Source organism: Ruegeria sp. BG10 (assembly GCF_056538575.1).
The window spans coordinates 368,638-385,739 of record NZ_JBQFTI010000002.1 but is presented as its reverse complement, the minus strand read 5'-3'; the positions used below and the strand labels follow the sequence as shown (position 1 = coordinate 385,739).

General features: G+C 59.7%; 11 protein-coding genes. 10 read left to right on the top strand and 1 reads right to left on the bottom strand.

Annotation, left to right across the window (positions count from 1 at the left end; translation table 11 throughout):
- Genes glgA through ACR0D8_RS12750 form a run of 4 tightly spaced genes read left to right on the top strand, consistent with a single transcriptional unit; the run spans position 1 to position 7,155 of the window.
- Entirely contained in the window at positions 1 to 1,437 is a 1,437-nt protein-coding gene (gene glgA / locus ACR0D8_RS12765; protein ID WP_480646945.1) for a glycogen synthase GlgA, read from the top strand.
- Positions 1,434 to 3,524, top strand: a complete 2,091-nt coding sequence (gene glgX / locus ACR0D8_RS12760) for a glycogen debranching protein GlgX (RefSeq protein WP_480646943.1) — start codon at positions 1,434 to 1,436, stop codon at positions 3,522 to 3,524. The genes glgA and glgX overlap by 4 nt, the downstream gene beginning before the upstream one ends.
- Positions 3,525 to 3,532: 8 nt before the next feature.
- On the top strand, positions 3,533 to 5,536 hold the full coding sequence (malQ, locus tag ACR0D8_RS12755; RefSeq protein WP_480646941.1) for a 4-alpha-glucanotransferase: 2,004 nt from the start codon (positions 3,533 to 3,535) through the stop codon (positions 5,534 to 5,536).
- The gene (locus ACR0D8_RS12750; protein WP_480646939.1) at positions 5,524 to 7,155 is read left to right on the top strand and encodes an alpha-D-glucose phosphate-specific phosphoglucomutase; all 1,632 of its coding nucleotides are present in this window, start codon (positions 5,524 to 5,526) and stop codon (positions 7,153 to 7,155) included. Before malQ ends, ACR0D8_RS12750 begins: the two co-directional genes overlap by 13 nt.
- A 78-nt stretch (positions 7,156 to 7,233) precedes the next feature.
- Here ACR0D8_RS12750 and ACR0D8_RS12745 read toward each other — a convergent pair whose 3' ends face one another.
- On the bottom strand, positions 7,234 to 8,268 hold the full coding sequence (locus ACR0D8_RS12745) for a LacI family DNA-binding transcriptional regulator (RefSeq protein ID WP_480646938.1): 1,035 nt from the start codon (positions 8,266 to 8,268) through the stop codon (positions 7,234 to 7,236).
- Positions 8,269 to 8,477: 209 nt separating this feature from the next.
- Here ACR0D8_RS12745 and ACR0D8_RS12740 point away from each other — a divergent pair, with 209 nt between their 5' ends.
- The 6 genes from ACR0D8_RS12740 to ACR0D8_RS12715 all read left to right on the top strand — a co-directional run bounded on the left by ACR0D8_RS12740 (position 8,478) and on the right by ACR0D8_RS12715 (position 17,088).
- Complete coding sequence (locus ACR0D8_RS12740) at positions 8,478 to 9,713, top strand: ABC transporter substrate-binding protein (protein WP_480647118.1); 1,236 nt, start codon at positions 8,478 to 8,480, stop codon at positions 9,711 to 9,713.
- A gap of 109 nt (positions 9,714 to 9,822) precedes the next feature.
- A complete protein-coding gene (locus ACR0D8_RS12735; protein ID WP_480646936.1) occupies positions 9,823 to 11,061 on the top strand; it encodes a carbohydrate ABC transporter permease in 1,239 nt (412 codons plus the stop codon).
- A complete protein-coding gene (locus ACR0D8_RS12730; RefSeq protein WP_480646934.1) occupies positions 11,061 to 12,218 on the top strand; it encodes a carbohydrate ABC transporter permease in 1,158 nt (385 codons plus the stop codon). Before ACR0D8_RS12735 ends, ACR0D8_RS12730 begins: the two co-directional genes overlap by 1 nt.
- 7 nt (positions 12,219 to 12,225) lie before the next feature.
- Positions 12,226 to 13,908: an alpha-glucosidase gene (locus tag ACR0D8_RS12725; RefSeq protein ID WP_480646932.1), complete on the top strand. Its 1,683-nt coding sequence runs from the start codon at positions 12,226 to 12,228 to the stop codon at positions 13,906 to 13,908.
- On the top strand, positions 13,901 to 14,989 hold the full coding sequence (locus ACR0D8_RS12720) for an ABC transporter ATP-binding protein (RefSeq protein ID WP_480646931.1): 1,089 nt from the start codon (positions 13,901 to 13,903) through the stop codon (positions 14,987 to 14,989). Before ACR0D8_RS12725 ends, ACR0D8_RS12720 begins: the two co-directional genes overlap by 8 nt.
- Before the next feature lie 194 nt (positions 14,990 to 15,183).
- On the top strand, positions 15,184 to 17,088 hold the full coding sequence (locus ACR0D8_RS12715) for an amylosucrase (protein ID WP_480646929.1): 1,905 nt from the start codon (positions 15,184 to 15,186) through the stop codon (positions 17,086 to 17,088).
- Positions 17,089 to 17,102 lie beyond the last annotated feature (14 nt).

Here is a 17,102-nt window from a genome sequence, read left to right as displayed (position 1 = left end):
ATGAAGATACTGATGGTTGCGTCGGAATGCGCACCATTCATCAAGACCGGCGGACTTGCGGATGTTGTTGGCGCGCTGCCAACGGTCTTGGCTGAACACGGGGTGGAATGCCGCACGCTATTGCCGGCCTACCCTTCTTTGCAGCCGCTGCTGTCCAAGGGGCGTCAGATCGCCAGTTTTGACGATCTGCCGGGCGGATACGGGCAGGTGGTGCATGTAACGGCCGAGGGCCTTGATCTGTTACTGCTGGATGCCCCGCAGCTGTTTGACCGCCCCGGTGGACCCTATTCAGGACCGGACGGGGCGGATTGGTCCGACAATCACCAGCGCTTTGGCGCGCTTGCCCAAGCCGCGGCGCGGATCGCGGTGAACGGGTCGGGAGATTGGGTCCCGGATATCGTTCACGCGCATGACTGGCAGGCGGCCCTGGTTCCGGTCTATCTGAAACAGGCTGGTCACAAGGTACCGAAATCGGTCCTGACGATTCACAACATCGCCTTTCAGGGCTTATTCTCGCCCCACGTCATGGGCGATTTGGGATTACGAGGGGATTGGTATCATCCCGATGGGCTGGAATATCACGGCGCGCTGGGATTTCTTAAGGGCGGCCTTATGTTTGCCGACCGGATCACGACCGTCAGCCCAACCTACGCCAGCGAGATCCTGACCTCGGAATATGGCATGGGGCTTGAAGGCGTCCTGCGGGCGCGATCCACCGTCTTGTCCGGCATCCTGAACGGCATAGACACCGGCGTCTGGGACCCGGCCAGCGATCCCACATTGGCGCGCACCTATAATGCCCGCAGTCTGGCGCGCAAATCTGAGAACCGCGCCGGGATTGCGGCCCGACTTGGTCTGGCCAGCGACAGTTCCGGCCCCTTGTTTTGCGTGATCAGCCGTCTGACCCGGCAAAAGGGGCTGGACGCGCTGGCCGGCGCGATCCCGCACATCGTCAAGCGCGGCGGTCAGCTCGCGGTGCTGGGCACCGGCGAGGCCGACCTGCAAGGCGCCTTTGCGGGCGCCGCCAAGGAATACCCTGGTCAGGTTGGCGCCCTGATCGACTATGACGAAGGGTTCGCCCATCTTTTACAGGGCGGCAGCGACGCCATCCTGATCCCGTCGCGGTTCGAGCCGTGCGGCCTGACCCAGCTTTATGGCCTGCGTTACGGCACCCTGCCCGTGGTTGCCCGCACCGGCGGGTTGGCCGATACCGTGATTGACGCAAATGCTGCCGCAATGGATATGGAATGTGCCACCGGATTTGTGTTTGACCGCGTGACTGCCGACGGCATCACGGCGGCACTTGACCGGGTGTTCGACGCCTATGCCGACACAAAGACCTGGCAGACGATGCAACGCGCGGCGATGCGACAGCCTGTCGGGTGGGACCGGTCTGCATCCGCCTATGCGCACCTGTATAATGAGCTGTGCGCATGAAGGATATGGGCCGTAAGGACATGGCGATCAGGCCGGGAAACCCGGCGCGCTTGGGCGCGCATTTCGATGGCGAGGGCACAAATTTCGCCCTGTTCTCAGAACATGCGTCCCGCGTGAATCTGTGCCTCTTTTCCGATGACGGGAAAACCGAATTGGAGCGGCTGCCACTGCCGGAAAGAAACGGCGCGGTCTGGCACGGCTATGTTCCCGGCCTGAAACCCGGAGCCTTGTACGGTTATCGGGTCGACGGCCCCTTTGCGCCCGAGCGGGGGCATCGGTTCAACGCGAACAAACTGCTGCTCGACCCCTATACCCGAGAGTTCTTTGGCGGCTTCACTCATCATCGCGATGCGCTGGGATACCTGCCCGACTCCCCATATGGCGACCTGTCATTCAACGAGGCCGACAGTGCGCCACATGTTCCGAAATCCGTTGTTTCGCACCCCGACAGCTTTGTGCCTGACGCGGTTACGCTGGGCCGCGGCTGGGACGGAACGTTCATCTATGAAACCCACCTGAAAGGCCTGACCAGACAACACCCCGACATTCCGGAGCATTTGCGCGGCACCTATGACGGGCTGGCATCGCAACCTGTTCTCGATCACCTGAACCACCTTGGTGTCACGGCAGTTGAGATCATGCCGGTCCAGGCATTCACCTCCGAGGGTGCCCTGAACGCGCGTTCGCTGAAAAACTACTGGGGCTACAACTCCATCGGTTTCTTTGCGCCCGACCCGCGATACTTCGGGCCGTCGGGTGTGTTTGGTTTCCGGGCGATGGTCGACCGGTTTCACAAAGCCGGCATCGAAGTCATTCTGGACGTCGTCTACAACCACACCGCTGAAGGTGATCATCTGGGTCCGACCCTGAGCTTCAGGGGCATCGACAATGCCTCATACTATCTGCTGCTCGACGGTCAGCCCCGCTATTATGTGAATGACACCGGCACGGGAAACACTCTGAAGGTCAGCCATCCTTTCGTGCTGCGTCTGGTGATGGACAGCCTGCGTTTCTGGGTACAGGCAATGGGTGTGGACGGGTTCCGTTTCGACCTTGCGACCACGTTGGCGCGCGAAGTGCACGGGTTCGAGGCCAACGGCGGGTTTCTGGATGCTCTGCGACAGGACCCGGTGCTGGCAGGCGTGAAGCTGATCGCAGAGCCCTGGGATATCGGACCGGGCGGCTATCAGCTGGGGCGCTTTCCGCCGGAATTTGTCGAATGGAACGACCGTTTTCGCGATACCGTGCGAAAATTCTGGCGCGGCGACGGGCACTCGGCACAGGATATGGGCTCGGCCCTGCTAGGATCGGCGGACTTGTTCGACACAAAGGGGCGTCAGGCATGGTCATCCGTGAACTTTGCGGCGTCGCATGACGGATTCACGCTGGCCGACACGACACGTTACCTGCACCGCCACAACATCGCCAACGGCGAAGACAACCGGGACGGTCACCACAGCAACTACAGCGATAATTTCGGCGTCGAGGGCGACAGCGATGATCCCGACATCATCACCGCACGCCGCCAGCGGATCCGGAACATGCTTGCAACGGTCATGCTGTCACAGGGCACCCCGATGCTGCTGGCTGGTGACGAGGGTGGCAACTCGCAGAACGGCAACAACAATGCCTATTGTCAGGATAACCCGACAAGCTGGATCGACTGGGAGGAGATGGATCAGGACCTGGTCGACTTTACTGCGGCGCTGTCACGGTTCCGCGCCGGCCATCCGGCGCTGCGGCAGAACCGCTTTCTGCACGGGGCCGAACGGGCGGACGGCAAACCGGACGTCGAATGGCGGGCGATGGACGGATCGGCGCTGAACTGGCGCGACCCGAGCTTGTCCAGCCTTTGCCTGATCCTGCGCGGATGTGCCGAAAGCGCAGCGGGGGACGCTTTGTCGGACGTGGTGCTTCTGGCGTTCAACCGTGAAGCTCAGGCGCTGGACCTCACGCTGCCGTCGGCGGGGGACAGGCAATGGCAGCAGGAGATCGACACCTCGTCAGACTTGCAGCAAACCCAATCGATCACGACGTCAACGACCAGGATTGCGGCCAATTCGGTCGCGGCCTTTGTTCTGGCCTAGCGCCCGCCATGACATTGACTTCGGACGATAAGCTCAGGCTCCTCGCGCAGGAGTGGGGCATTCACCTGGAATATGACGGCTGGAGCGGGCATCGTCAGGTCAGTGAGCCGCCGACGCTGCGGGCGCTGCTGACCGCATTGGGCATCCCGACCGACACCGACGCCGCAATCACGGAGGCGCTGCACGCGCGACAGGCGTTCGTCGCGGCCAGACACCTGCCCGGTGAACAGGTGGTGCAGGCAGGCGCACCGGTGGACATTCCAGTTCCGGTTTCCTGTGAGTGGCTTGTCCTCGACACGGATGACAACGAGGTGGAGGCGGGGCGCAGCGACGCCCGGATCACACTTCAGGCGTTGCCCGTCGGATACTTCACACTGGTGGTCAAATGCGCGGACTGGACCGAGGAGGTCTTTATCCTCAGCCGTCCTGCGGCGGCACCGGACATCGCCACGCTGGCCGGAACCCAATCAGCCTGGGGGGTGTCGGGCGCGCTTTATGCTCTGCGGTCATCTTTGAATGGCGGGCTGGGAAATTACTCCGATCTTGCTACTGCCATGTCGGCGTTGGGCCGCGCCGGGGCGCGGTATTTCGGGGTCAACCCGATTCACGCACTGGGCTGGGCAGCCGATGACACGATCAGTCCCTATTCGCCCAGCCATCGCGGTTTCCTGAATATCGACCACATCGCCACCGAAGATGGGTTTGGCCCGACACCCGAAGGTGCATTGGTGGATTATCCGGCCTTCCGCGCGCGTCATCGCCGGGCGCTTGAGGCGGAATTTGCGGGATTCAAGCAAAACGCGACTGCATCCAACACCATCTCTTTTCAGTCTTTCTGCGAAAGAGAAGGGGCAGAGCTTGCCCACTTTGCACGCTTCGAGACCACCAGCGAAATCTACGGCAGCGACTTCCGGGATTGGCCAGACCACCTCAGGGAGCCCAACGGACCCGGGTCTGATCCGCGGGATGTGTTTCACAAGTGGCTGCAATGGCGGGCGGACACGCAGATCGAATCCGCCCAGAAAACTGCACGCGAAAACGGCATGGCTTTTGGGCTCTATCTCGACCTTGCGGTCGGTGCACGGCCGGGCGGCGCCGAGGTCTGGATGCATCAGGACATCGTTGCCGAAGGCGTATCGATCGGCGCCCCGCCGGATCATCTGAGCCCCGGCGGACAGTCCTGGACCCTGGCCGCCTATGCGCCCAACAAGCTCAGCCGCAATCGGTATCAGCCGATCCGGGCACTGCTGGGGAAACTGATGGCGCGGGCGGGCATCGTCCGGATCGACCACGTGCTTGGCCTCATGCGCAGCTTCTGGGTGCCGGATGATGGCAGCCCCGGTGGGTATGTGACCCAACCCTTTGACTCACTTCTTGCCGTGGTGGCCATCGAAGCATGGCGCAATCGCTGCCTTGTCGTGGGCGAGGATCTGGGCCTCGTCCCGCCCGGTTTCCGCGAGCGGCTCAACGGTTCGGGCCTCTACAGCTATGCCGTATGGCAATACGAGGCAGAGACCGACGGGGCGCTGCGGCCCGCGCAGCACATGCGGCCGTTCAGCATGACGTGTTTCGGCACCCATGACACACCAACGATCAAAGGTTTCTGGCGTGGTCGGGACATCGAGTGGTGGCGCGAGCTTGGCTGGTTGTCTGTCGACAGAGCCAATGGAAGCCATGGCAACCGCGCGCAGCAGCGCAACAGCCTGCGCACACATTGCAATATACCGCCCGACGCAACCCAGAATGACATTCGCAACGCAATCCACGCGGGCCTTGCGCAAAGCCCCGCCGCCCTGGCGACGGTACAACTGGATGATGTATTCGGCTGCGAAGACTCGCAGAACCTGCCAGGCACCGTGGACGAACACCCGAACTGGCGGCGACTGCTGCCTGTGGCCGTTGATGACTTTGCCACCTCACCCGCTATTGTGAAAACATGCGCGCTGATGGCGACAGCGCGGGGAGCCCCTTTGCCTGAGATCAGCAAGGAACCAGACACATGCCTCACGTGACTCAATCATGTACGCCTTTCCCGGGGCAAAAACCGGGCACCTCCGGCCTGAGAAAGAAGACACGGGTCTTTATGGAGCCCGGTTATCTGGAAACCTTCGTTCAGTCAGTTTTCAATGCCATTGGCGGGGCGTCGGGCAAAACCTTCGTTGTGGGTGGCGACGGGCGGTTCTTCAATGCCGAGGCGATCCAGACCATCCTGCGCATGGCCGCCGCCAACGGCGCGTCCCACGTGATCGTCGGCCAGGGCGGGCTGCTGTCGACACCGGCGGCATCGAACCTCATTCGTCAGCGAGGTGCGGATGGCGGGCTCATACTGTCGGCAAGCCACAACCCCGGTGGGATCGATGCCGATTTCGGGCTGAAATACAACACGTCCAATGGTGGCCCCGCCCCCGAAGGACTGACGGAAAAGCTGTACGCCGAAACTCAGCGTATTGCCGAATACCAGACGCTTGATACCGGGGATATCGATCTGGAACAGATCGGAACATCCAATCTGAATGGCATGGTTGTCGAAATTGTCGATCCGGTGGCGGACTACGCCGCCCTGATGCGGCAACTGTTTGATTTCGACCGGATCCGGGCGCTGCTTTCCGGTGGATTTTCCCTGCGCTTTGACGCGATGCACGCGGTAACCGGGCCTTATGCGAAAGTGATCCTTGAGGATGAACTGGGCGCCCCCGCAGGGTCGGTGATCAACGCGGTGCCATCGGTCGATTTCGGCAAGGGGCATCCCGATCCGAACCCGATCTGGGCAAAACCGCTGGTGGATCTGGTGATGTCGCCGGACGGCCCCGATTTCGCCGCCGCCTCAGATGGGGACGGCGACCGCAACATGATCCTCGGGCGGGGCATCTACGTGACACCTTCCGACAGTCTGGCGGTGCTTGCAGCCAATGCCCACCTTGCTCCGGGGTATGATCGGGGTCTCGCCGGCGTGGCGCGATCCATGCCCACAAGCACAGCCGTGGACCGTGTCGCCGAAGCGCTGAGCATCGAATGTTTCGAAACGCCCACCGGGTGGAAGTTTTTTGGCAACCTTCTGGACGCGGGGCGTATAACGCTGTGCGGTGAGGAAAGCGCCGGGACCGGCTCGGATCACGTACGCGAGAAAGACGGCCTGTGGGCGGTACTGCTGTGGCTGAACATTCTGGCAGCGCGCAACACATCTGTTCTTGAAATTTTGCAGGATCACTGGCGGACCTACGGGCGCAACTACTATTCCCGGCATGATTATGAGGCGGTGGAAAGCGCGAAGGCGGCGCAGATGATGGACGAACTGACAGCGCGGTTGCCCGATCTTCCGGGTACCGTCGTGGGCGGATATGTCGTCGCATCGGCAGACCAGTTTTCCTACCACGATCCGGTGGATGGATCGGTCAGCAGCAACCAGGGCGTCCGCCTGCAGTTCGAAGACGGAAGTCGCGGCGTGCTGCGCCTGTCAGGCACCGGAACCGACAACGCAACGATCCGCGTTTACCTTGAGCGCTACGTGCCCAAAGACGGCGCACTGGACATCGAAACGCAATCGGCCTTGCAGGGCGTCGCAGAGGCAATCGCGGAGATATCGAGGCTCCGCGAAATCTGTGAGAGGCAAGCTCCGGACGTTATGACCTGAATCGGCCTGCGGGCAGGGCAATCAAGAGTTTGGCACCGGCCTTGTGCCGCCAGCTACACGCCCAATTCTCGGATATCTTCAGAAAAGGGTCTGACGCCGCGGCGCCGACGAGGTTCCAACTATGAACTCCGACTCCACGAGATGTTGCTCGTGTTCTGCGTCCGGCGTTCGAATCCTGCGGATCAGAGTTTCGGCGGCAAGATTGCCGGCCTCGCGTACCGAAGACCGCGTTGCGGTGAAAAACGGCGGGTTTCCGTCGTTAGCCATATAGTAAAGATCGTCGTCATGCGTCACCACAGATACATCGACCCCAATCTTCAGGCCGGCGGCATCGATCGCGCGGCGCACACCCCAGGCAATTATAACCGAAGAGGTCAGAAAGGCTGTCGGCGGGTCAGAAAGGCTGAGCATTTTCGACGCTGCGCTGAACCCGTACCCTTCCGTCATCTCGTCACTTGTATGCAGGTCCGGGTCGACGGCAAAGCCGTTGAGACGCAGGACTTCTTCATACCCCGCGCGCCGGCTTGAGGCGAAACTCAGCACTTCGCGCCCGTTGATCAGACCAATGCGCTGATGCCCGAATTCAACAAGATGTTCCGTTGCGCGCCGAAAACATTTGCGGTTCTCGATATCCACCCAGCTGTAGGGTTGCGAAACTTCGGACACCCGACCGTGGACCACAAACGGAAGGCCGATATCGCTGAGCAGCGCAATCCGGGAATCGTTGGCAACGGGCCAGTGCACAATGACACCGTCAACGGTTCCCCGCGTTTTCAGGGCGCGGAACACATCGCCCAGAAAATCGTCTTCGACCAGCGACAGGTTCATGTCAAAACCTTCGCGGGCGTAGACTTCATTCGCGCCCACCAGAAAATCTCCGAACACCGGATTCAGCGTTTCGCGTTTGTTCGAGATGGACACGATATGGCCAATCGCGTTGGCGCGACCGGTGGCCAGACCGATGGCGCGGGCGTTGGGTCTGTAGTTATAACGCGCCGCCGCCGCAAGGACGCGTTCCCGGGTCGAAGAACCGACTTCGGGGTAACCGTTCAGCGCCCGGCTGACGGTTGCTTGCGATAGATTCAGTCGCTTCGCCAGGTCTTTTAAGTTCATATTCCTTTAGCCACCACGCTCGGACCCGACGGGTCCGGGTCATGTGTATCAATTTCAGTTGCAACGGAGTTTGACAGAATCGTCTGCATCCGTCACGTTTGAAACAATGAAAGCGCTTTAAATGGCCTGTCACGGCACAAAACGACAGTCCGTGCGATCATGCTAGGGAGGAAAAAATGAGAAGACTGTTGGGTTGCAGCGTTGCTGCAATGGCATTAACGGCGTCCAGCGCAGTTGCAGAACAGGTAACGGTCTTCGGCCCGTGGCTGGGGCCTGATCAGGAAAATGTCGAGGCCGTTCTCAGCGCCTTTGCAGAAGCATCTGGTCACGATGTCCGCTATGTGGGTTCGGACAGCCTGGAGCAACAAATTCTTGTCGACGCCGAGGCCGGATCGGCACCAAATGTCACTGTATTCCCGCAGCCGGGTCTGGCCGCTGATATGGCAAGCCGCGGATTCCTTACGCCGCTGGCCGAAGGCACCGGTGACTGGATTCGCGACAATTACGCGGCGGGTCAGTCCTGGGTCGATCTGGGCACCTATGCGGATGCCGACGGCAACGATCAGCTCTATGGCTTTTTCTACAAGGTCGATGTGAAATCCCTGGTCTGGTACCTGCCCGAGAACTTCGAGGACGCCGGGTACGAAGTGCCAGAGACCATGGAAGAGCTGAAGGCGCTGACTGACCAGATTGTAGCCGATGGCGAAACGCCATGGTGCATCGGTCTGGGTTCGGGCGGCGCCACCGGTTGGCCGGCAACCGACTGGGTCGAAGATATGCTGCTGCGCACGCAGACACCTGACGTTTATGATGGCTGGGTGGACAATTCGATCCCGTTCGACGACCCGAGAATCATCGCCGCCATTGAAGAATTCGGCGCCTTTGCCCGCAATGACGACTACGTGGCCGGCGGGGCCGGCGTTGTGGCTTCGACCGACTTCCGCGACAGCCCCAAGGGCCTGTTCGACAGCCCGCCGCAGTGCTACATGCATCGCCAGGCATCTTTCATCCCGTCGTTCTTCCCGGAAGGGACGATTGTCGGCGAGGACGCGGATTTCTTCTATTTCCCGGCCTATGCGGACAAGGACCTCGGAAAACCGGTACTGGGCGCGGGCACGCTTTGGGCGATCACCAGCGAAAATCAGGCCGCGCATGATCTGATCAAGTTCCTGCAGGAGCCCGAAGCGCATGAGATCTGGATGGCCCGCAAAGGGTTCCTGACGCCGCATAAGGGCGTCAACCCGGACGCCTTCAGCGATCCCACGCTGCGCAAGATGAACGATATCCTGCTGGGCGCGACCACCTTCCGCTTTGATGGCTCGGACCTGATGCCCGGCGGCGTTGGCGGCGGAACGTTCTGGACAGGCATGGTCGACTATGCCGGTGGCGAAGATGCCACGGCGGTCGCACGTGAAATCCAGTCCAGCTGGGACGCTCTGAAATAACAATGCCGGACCCGGGCCACCCTGGTCCGGGTTCCATTCGCACATTCCTGGCGCCTGATGTGCCTCAAAAGACCGGGATCAGTCTCGGTCCAGCAATGGGAATCCTGCCATGCATCCTTCTCTTCAAGGTTTGATTACAATCATTGTCGGTGTTGGTGGGTGTATCGGGTATTACTATTTCTCGAACCAGTTTCTGGATAAGGTCCTGTTCCCCGCCAAGGGTCCCAATGCGGGGCGCAATATCAATCGGGCCAACAGGATAAGACCCTGGCTGTTTCTCTTCCCGGCAATGTTCGCGCTTGGCCTGTATCTTGCCTATCCGGTGGTGGAAACGCTCCGCCTGAGCCTGACGGATCGCAGTCAGGGCGGTGCCTTTGTTGGATTGGCAAATTACAACCAGATGTTCAGCGAAGCGAAGTTCTGGGAAGCCATGCGCAACAACATGCTTTGGCTGATCGTAGTGCCCGCGGCGTCGACGGCTTTCGGCCTTCTGGCCGCGCAGCTAACCGACCGTATCAAGTGGGGCAGCATCGCCAAGTCACTGATCTTCATGCCGATGGCGATCTCATTCGTAGGGGCATCGGTGATCTTCAAGCTCATCTACGACATCCGGCCGATTGAATCGAACCAGATCGGCGTTCTGAACGCGGTATGGCTTCAGTTCAACGGAGGGGTCGGATCCTTCCTGCTTCTGAAGCTTGTACCGGGGCTGATGGTGCTGAGCATTGCGGGCATTTTGCTCTATGCCGGCTGGGTCCTGTATCAGCTGATACGACAGGGCAGCGGCGACAATTCCTCATCAGGTTTCCTGTCGACCATACGGTTTGCGGGCATTGTCGTGGTGGGTTATTTCGCGGTTCGCGCGCTGGTGCTGGTCGTAAACATCTTCAGCGCCGATTTGCCCTATGGCCAGCCCCAGACCTGGCTGACAATTCCGTTCTTCAACAACTTCTTCCTGATGGTTGTGCTGATCTGGATTCAGACGGGTTTTGCCATGGTGATCCTGTCTGCCGCGCTGCGCGGCATTCCAGAAGAGACCATTGAGGCCGCGATCATTGACGGGGCCAACCCGTTTCAGGTCTTCTTCTCGATCAAGATACCGCAGATCATGGGCACCATCGTCGTGGTCTGGACAACCATCACGCTGGTCGTTCTCAAGGTTTTCGATATCGTCTTTGCGATGACCAACGGCCAGTGGGAAACGCAGGTTCTGGCCAATTACATGTTCGATAAACTGTTCCGCGCAAATGACTGGGGCGTCGGCTCGGCCAGTGCGATCATCATCATGCTGCTGGTCTCGCCGATCCTTGTCTGGAACGTTCACAACGCACGCAAGGAGATGAGCTGATGGACGGCATGGCAGGAACCAAATCGTCCCTCACATGGGCGGTGCATATTTCAGTTGTCCTACTGGTGGCTCTGTGGTTGTTCCCGACCGTTGGGCTTCTGGTGTCATCCTTCCGGACTGCCGATCAGATCACCAGTTCGGGTTGGTGGAACGCGATGTTCCCGGCCCAGCAGACCTTGCAGATGCGCACGGGTGGTCGGGATGCCGCCACCCAGCAGGACGGGCTGTATGTGGTTGAAGGCAACCTGCTGACCGACGCCGAAGATGGCCCCGGAACCGAAGTGACCCTGTCCAGATACGGCGTGTCCTCGCGTGATGTTTCGGCCTATGAGATCGGTGAAAAGGCCGAGTTCGGCGAAGAAACCATGGTTCTGAACGCAGATGGCAGCTATCGCTATACCAGTGTCGAGGAACCCGGACGCCGCGGCCAGCGTGTGTTCATCCAGGCCGAGGTGCCACCCGAATTCACGCTCGAAAACTACAACCAGATCCTGTTCAGCGGTTCCAGCACGGACAGCATGGCCAAGGCGTTCTTCAACACGCTGACGGTGACGATCCCCGCAACGATCATTCCGATCGTGGTCGCGGCCTTTGCGGCCTATGCGCTGGCCTGGATGCAGTTTCCCGGCCGGGCACTGCTGATCGCCTGCGTTGTGGGCCTGCTGGTTGTGCCCCTGCAACTGGCGCTGATTCCGTTGCTGAAGCTGCATCTGGGGATCGGCATCGGCAAGGGATATCTTGGCACCTGGCTGGCGCATACCGCGTTTGGCATGCCGCTGGCGGTCTATCTGCTGCGCAACTACATGGTTGGGCTGCCGCGCGACATCATCGAAAACGCCAAGGTCGACGGAGCGACGGATTTTCAGATTTTCGTGAAAATTATCCTCCCCCTGTCGTTCCCGGCCTTGGCGTCCTTTGCGATTTTCCAGTTCCTGTGGACGTGGAATGACCTGCTGGTTGCCAAGGTGTTCCTGATCGACGCCACCGGTGAGACAACTGTGATGACCAACCAGATTGTCGAGCTTCTGGGCACGCGTGGCGGAAACTGGGAAATTCTGGCAACCGCTGCGTTTGTTTCGATCGCCGTACCCTTGTTGGTTTTCTTTGCGATGCAGCGATATCTTGTTCGTGGCCTGCTGGCCGGTTCGGTGAAGTGACCCTGACATGCACGGATCAGTCTCCCCCTCCCCTCAGATCGAAAGCCGGATCGACCCGGACTGGTGGCGCGGCGCGGTGATCTATCAGATCTACCCGCGCAGCTTTCAGGATTCCAACAATGACGGCATTGGCGATCTGCCGGGGATCATCCACCGGCTGCCCTATATCGCGGAACTCGGCGTCGACGCGATCTGGATTTCGCCGTTCTTCCGGTCGCCGATGCTGGATTTCGGGTATGACGTCACCGACTACCGCGACATCGACCCCATGTTCGGAACTCTGGGTGATTTCGGCGCGTTGGTTGAACGGGCGCATCAGCTTGGCCTGAAGGTTCTGATCGACCTCGTGCTCAGCCACACCTCAGACCAACACCCCTGGTTCGCCGAGAGCCGCACCGACCGCGATAACCCGAAATCGGACTGGTATGTCTGGGCAGACCCGAAACCGGACGGCTCGCCCCCCAACAACTGGCTCAGCATTTTCGGCGGTTCCGCCTGGGAATGGGACGGCCAGAGGATGCAGTATTACCTGCACAATTTCCTCAAAGAACAGCCGGACCTGAATTTCCACTGCCCGGATGTGCAGCAAGCATTGCTGTACATCGTGCGTTACTGGCTTGATCACGGGGTCGACGGGTTCCGTCTGGACACCGTGAACTTCTACGTTCACGACGCACAGCTGCGCGACAATCCGGCCCTTCGGCCGGACCAGCGCAACGATGAGACCGCCCCGGCGGTCAACCCCTACAACTTCCAGGATCATCTTTACGACAAGACCCAGCCAGAGAACCTGGAATTCCTGCGCCGTTTCCGGGCATTGCTGGATGAATACCCCGCAGCGACATCCGTAGGCGAAGTCGGCGAGAGCCATCGCGGCACGCAGGTGCAGGCGGACTATACGTCCGGCGGTGACAAACTGCATATGTGCTACGATTTTTCGTTTCTGGCCAACGCGCACCCGTCTGGATCGCGGGTTGCCCATGTGCTGGAACACCTCGACGAGGTTGGCCCGGACAGCTGGGCGTGCTGGGCCTTTTCCAACCACGATGTCGTGCGTCACAAATCACGCTGGAATCTGACCGATCCGGCCTATCGCGCCTATCTTGCGCTGCTATGTTCCATCAAAGGGTCGGTCTGCCTGTATCAGGGCGAAGAGCTTGGCCTGAACGAGGCTTATGTCGGGTTCGAAGACCTGCAGGACCCCTACGGTATCCGCTTTTGGCCCAAGTTCCGCGGGCGCGACGGCTGCCGCACGCCGATTCCCTGGCGCCGGACCACCCCCAATGGCGGATTTTCGGATGCACGCCCATGGTTGCCGGTTGCTGTCGAACATACCGAACGGTCGGTCACGGTTCAGGAAGACGATCCGAACAGCACACTGAACTATTACAGGTCGGTACTGGCCTTCCGCGCGCAACACCGGGCTCTGGCCAAAGGGCAGTATGAACCGGTCGCTGCACGGGACGATTTCCTCAGCTTCATCCGAAGCACAGACGACGAACGCATCTTTTGTGCCTTTAACCTTAGCGACAGCGAACAAGCAACGGACTTGCCGGGTGAAGACTGGGCGACGATCGCGGATGCGCCCTGCGCCCCGCAAGACGTGTCCGGCCGCACCGTGACCCTGGGTCCGTGGCAAGCCCTGTTCGCCAAGGCAGCAGTGACTTCCAAGGGGAGAGCAAATGGCTGAAATCAAACTAACCGACGTCCAAAAGGTTTACAGCGGCAAGGTCCATGTGCTGCACGATATCAACCTGGATATTAAAAAAGGTGAGCTGATCGTTTTTGTCGGCCCTTCCGGCTGCGGGAAGTCCACTCTGCTCAGGATGATTGCGGGGCTTGAAACCATCACAAGCGGAACGCTTGAGATCGACGGTCAGGTCGTCAACGACGTTCCCCCGGCGCAGCGCGGTATTGCGATGGTGTTTCAGTCCTACGCGCTCTACCCTCATATGACAGTGCGCGACAATATGTCGTTTGCCCTGAAGCTGGCCAAGAAAACCCCGGAAGAGATCGACGCCGCGGTCACCAATGCGGCGCGTATTCTGCAACTTGAACCGTTTCTTGACCGTCTGCCCAAGGCGCTGTCAGGTGGTCAGAGACAACGGGTCGCCATTGGCCGCTCGATCGTTCGGGACCCCAAGGTCTATCTGTTCGATGAACCGCTTTCGAACCTGGATGCGGCGCTGCGGGTTGCGACCCGTATCGAGATTGCTCAGCTCAAGGAATCCATGCCCGACAGCACGATGATCTACGTCACGCATGATCAGGTTGAGGCGATGACGCTTGCCTCGCGCATTGTTGTTCTGACGGTTGGCGAAGGGATCGGACAAGTTGGCACACCGCTGGAGCTTTATGAAAGGCCGGAAAACGAGTTTGTTGCGCAGTTCATCGGGTCCCCTGCCATGAACCTGTTGCCGGGCGAAATCACCGCGACGGGCGAACAAACAACGATCCGGATGGAAGGCGGCGGAACCGCTGTCTCAGCGGCGCCATCAACCGAGGCGCTTATGGGACGGAAGGTCAATGTCGGCGTTCGGCCCGAGGATCTGGTTGAGACAACCGGTGATTACATATTCGAAGGCAAGGTGAATATCACCGAGGCGCTGGGTGAAGTTACTCTGCTGTATTTCGAAAGCACCGGCGACAGGGACCCGCTGATCGGAAAACTGACCGGCATCCACCAGGATCGGGGCAAAACCCTGCGGATGACGGCTGAGCCGGAGAAGGTGCAGGTCTTTTTGGACGGACGCTCGCTGTATTACATGTAATCGCGCCGGCGTCTCTGACGGCATGCGATACTCCAGTGCCAGCCCGTTCGTCATGGCCTCAATTGCCGGCGGTGAACGGGTCGCACGGGGGTGAATGTTCCATCAAGGTCGGGTTCGTTATCCTGACGTCACGGACGAAATCGGACAAAACCGCCATGTTCCGGATTACCTAAGACCAATTTGAAGCTGCCCCAATGCCACGAAACAAGGTCCACAACGCCTCTGACGACATAGGCGAAACGCTTTTTGACCTGCGCTATCAGCGCAGCCAAGATGACTTGTGGCCGATGCTGGAGCGGCTTTACGGCCATCGCGACGACTTTGACCAATTCCGGAAGGCGCTGGACAGATTGCTCCGCAGAGCCTGGAAAAACCGCCCTGAAGACTTGCGTATGCTTGATCTGAAACGGGATCTGGAACCGGATTGGTTTCAACGTCAGGACATGGCGGGATACGTCTTTTATATTGACCGCTTCTGCGGTCACTTTCGCGACGTCTCAGGCAAGCTGGATTATCTAAGCGACCTCGGCATCAATTACGTGCATTTCATGCCCTGCCTGAAACCGCGCAAGGGCGACAATGACGGTGGCTATTCTGTTCAGGATTATCGCGCGATCAATCCCGCCTTTGGTACGATGGAGGATTTTGAAAGCGCAGCCCGCGCCTGCCGCGCGCGTGGGATCAGTGTCTGCATCGACATGGTGTTGAACCACACCGCAAAGGAACACGCCTGGGCCAAAAAAGCGCGCAAGGGTGATGCGAAATATTCGGACTACTACCTGATGTTTTCCGATGACACGCTGCCGAAACAGTACGAACAGTCACTGGTCGAAGTCTTCCCGGATGGCGCGTCCGGCAATTTCACCTGGTATGACGATTGCCAAAAATGGGTCTGGACCACGTTCAACGAACACCAATGGGACCTGAACTGGGCCAACCCGCAGGTTTTTCTGGAGATGACGGACATCATGCTGTCACTGGCCAATCGCGGGGTCGATATCCTGCGATTTGATGCGGTTGCGTTCATGTGGAAGCGCATGGGCACGCGTTGTCAGTCTGAACCCGAATGCCATGTACTGCTGCATGCGCTGCGCGCCGCCAGCCGGATCGTCGCGCCATCGGTCATTCATCTGGAAGAAGCCATTGTCAGCCCTGCTGAGATGTTGCCCTATCTCGGGCGCGGTGAGCACGATGGCAAGGAAGGCAACCTGGCCTACCACAACTCGCTTATGGTGCAGTTCTGGTCATCGCTTGCGTCCCGGGACACAAGGCTGATAACCCATGTGCTTGATACGCATTTCCCCAAGACGCTTACAAACGCCACCTACGCGACCTATCTGCGTTGCCACGACGATATCGGCTGGGCTGTGACGGATGAAGATGCCGCAGCGGTCGGGCTCGGCGGTCAGCCGCACCGGGCCTTTTTGTCGGACTTTTTTGAGGGCGTGTTTCCCGGAAGCTTTGCCAAAGGTGAACTGTTCCAATTCAACCCCGATACCGGCGACAAGCGGATCAGTGGCACCTGTGCGTCGCTGGCCGGGTTGGAACGCGCCATGGAATCCGGTGACGGCCCAACAATCGACCGCGCGATCGACCGGATACTGATGGGTCACGCGATTATCGCCAGCTATGGCGGCATTCCCCTGATTTATATGGGCGATGAAATCGCGTTACTGAACGACTGGAGCTATCGCGACGATCCCGCAAATGCGCATGACAGCCGCTGGCTGCACCGGCCCATGATGGACTGGGATCGTGCGGGCACAGCGCAGACTGAACCGGATGGCGTGCCGGGTCGTGTCTATTCCGGGATACGGGAAATTCTGGACCGCCGTGCCGGAACAAAGGAGTTTCATGCCGCCAACCCGACAGAAATTCTGAACACGGGCACATCCGCTTTGTTCACATTTGCCAGACGGTCACCGATCGGCAGCGTTGTCTGCGCCTTCAATTTTTCCGAAAACGCGGTCGAAATGCCGGTGTCCTGGCTTCGCCAGCAAGGCGCATCCGGTCTGCATGACCTGCTATCCGATACAGCGATCAACCCCGTTGATGGGCGCATTACCTTGCCGCCTTACGCACGTCTCTGGCTTCGTTGAAGCGCTTCGTCAAA

Coding starts and splice junctions, on each gene's coding strand:
- ACR0D8_RS12740 (WP_480647118.1), top strand. CDS start 8,478: ATGGCATTAACGGCGTCCAGCGCAGTTGCAGAACAGGTAACGGTCTTC.
- glgX (WP_480646943.1), top strand. CDS start 1,434: ATGAAGGATATGGGCCGTAAGGACATGGCGATCAGGCCGGGAAACCCG.
- ACR0D8_RS12745 (WP_480646938.1), bottom strand. CDS start 8,268: ATGAACTTAAAAGACCTGGCGAAGCGACTGAATCTATCGCAAGCAACC.
- malQ (WP_480646941.1), top strand. CDS start 3,533: ATGACATTGACTTCGGACGATAAGCTCAGGCTCCTCGCGCAGGAGTGG.
- ACR0D8_RS12750 (WP_480646939.1), top strand. CDS start 5,524: ATGCCTCACGTGACTCAATCATGTACGCCTTTCCCGGGGCAAAAACCG.
- ACR0D8_RS12725 (WP_480646932.1), top strand. CDS start 12,226: ATGCACGGATCAGTCTCCCCCTCCCCTCAGATCGAAAGCCGGATCGAC.
- ACR0D8_RS12720 (WP_480646931.1), top strand. CDS start 13,901: ATGGCTGAAATCAAACTAACCGACGTCCAAAAGGTTTACAGCGGCAAG.
- ACR0D8_RS12730 (WP_480646934.1), top strand. CDS start 11,061: ATGGACGGCATGGCAGGAACCAAATCGTCCCTCACATGGGCGGTGCAT.
- ACR0D8_RS12715 (WP_480646929.1), top strand. CDS start 15,184: ATGCCACGAAACAAGGTCCACAACGCCTCTGACGACATAGGCGAAACG.
- glgA (WP_480646945.1), top strand. CDS start 1: ATGAAGATACTGATGGTTGCGTCGGAATGCGCACCATTCATCAAGACC.
- ACR0D8_RS12735 (WP_480646936.1), top strand. CDS start 9,823: ATGCATCCTTCTCTTCAAGGTTTGATTACAATCATTGTCGGTGTTGGT.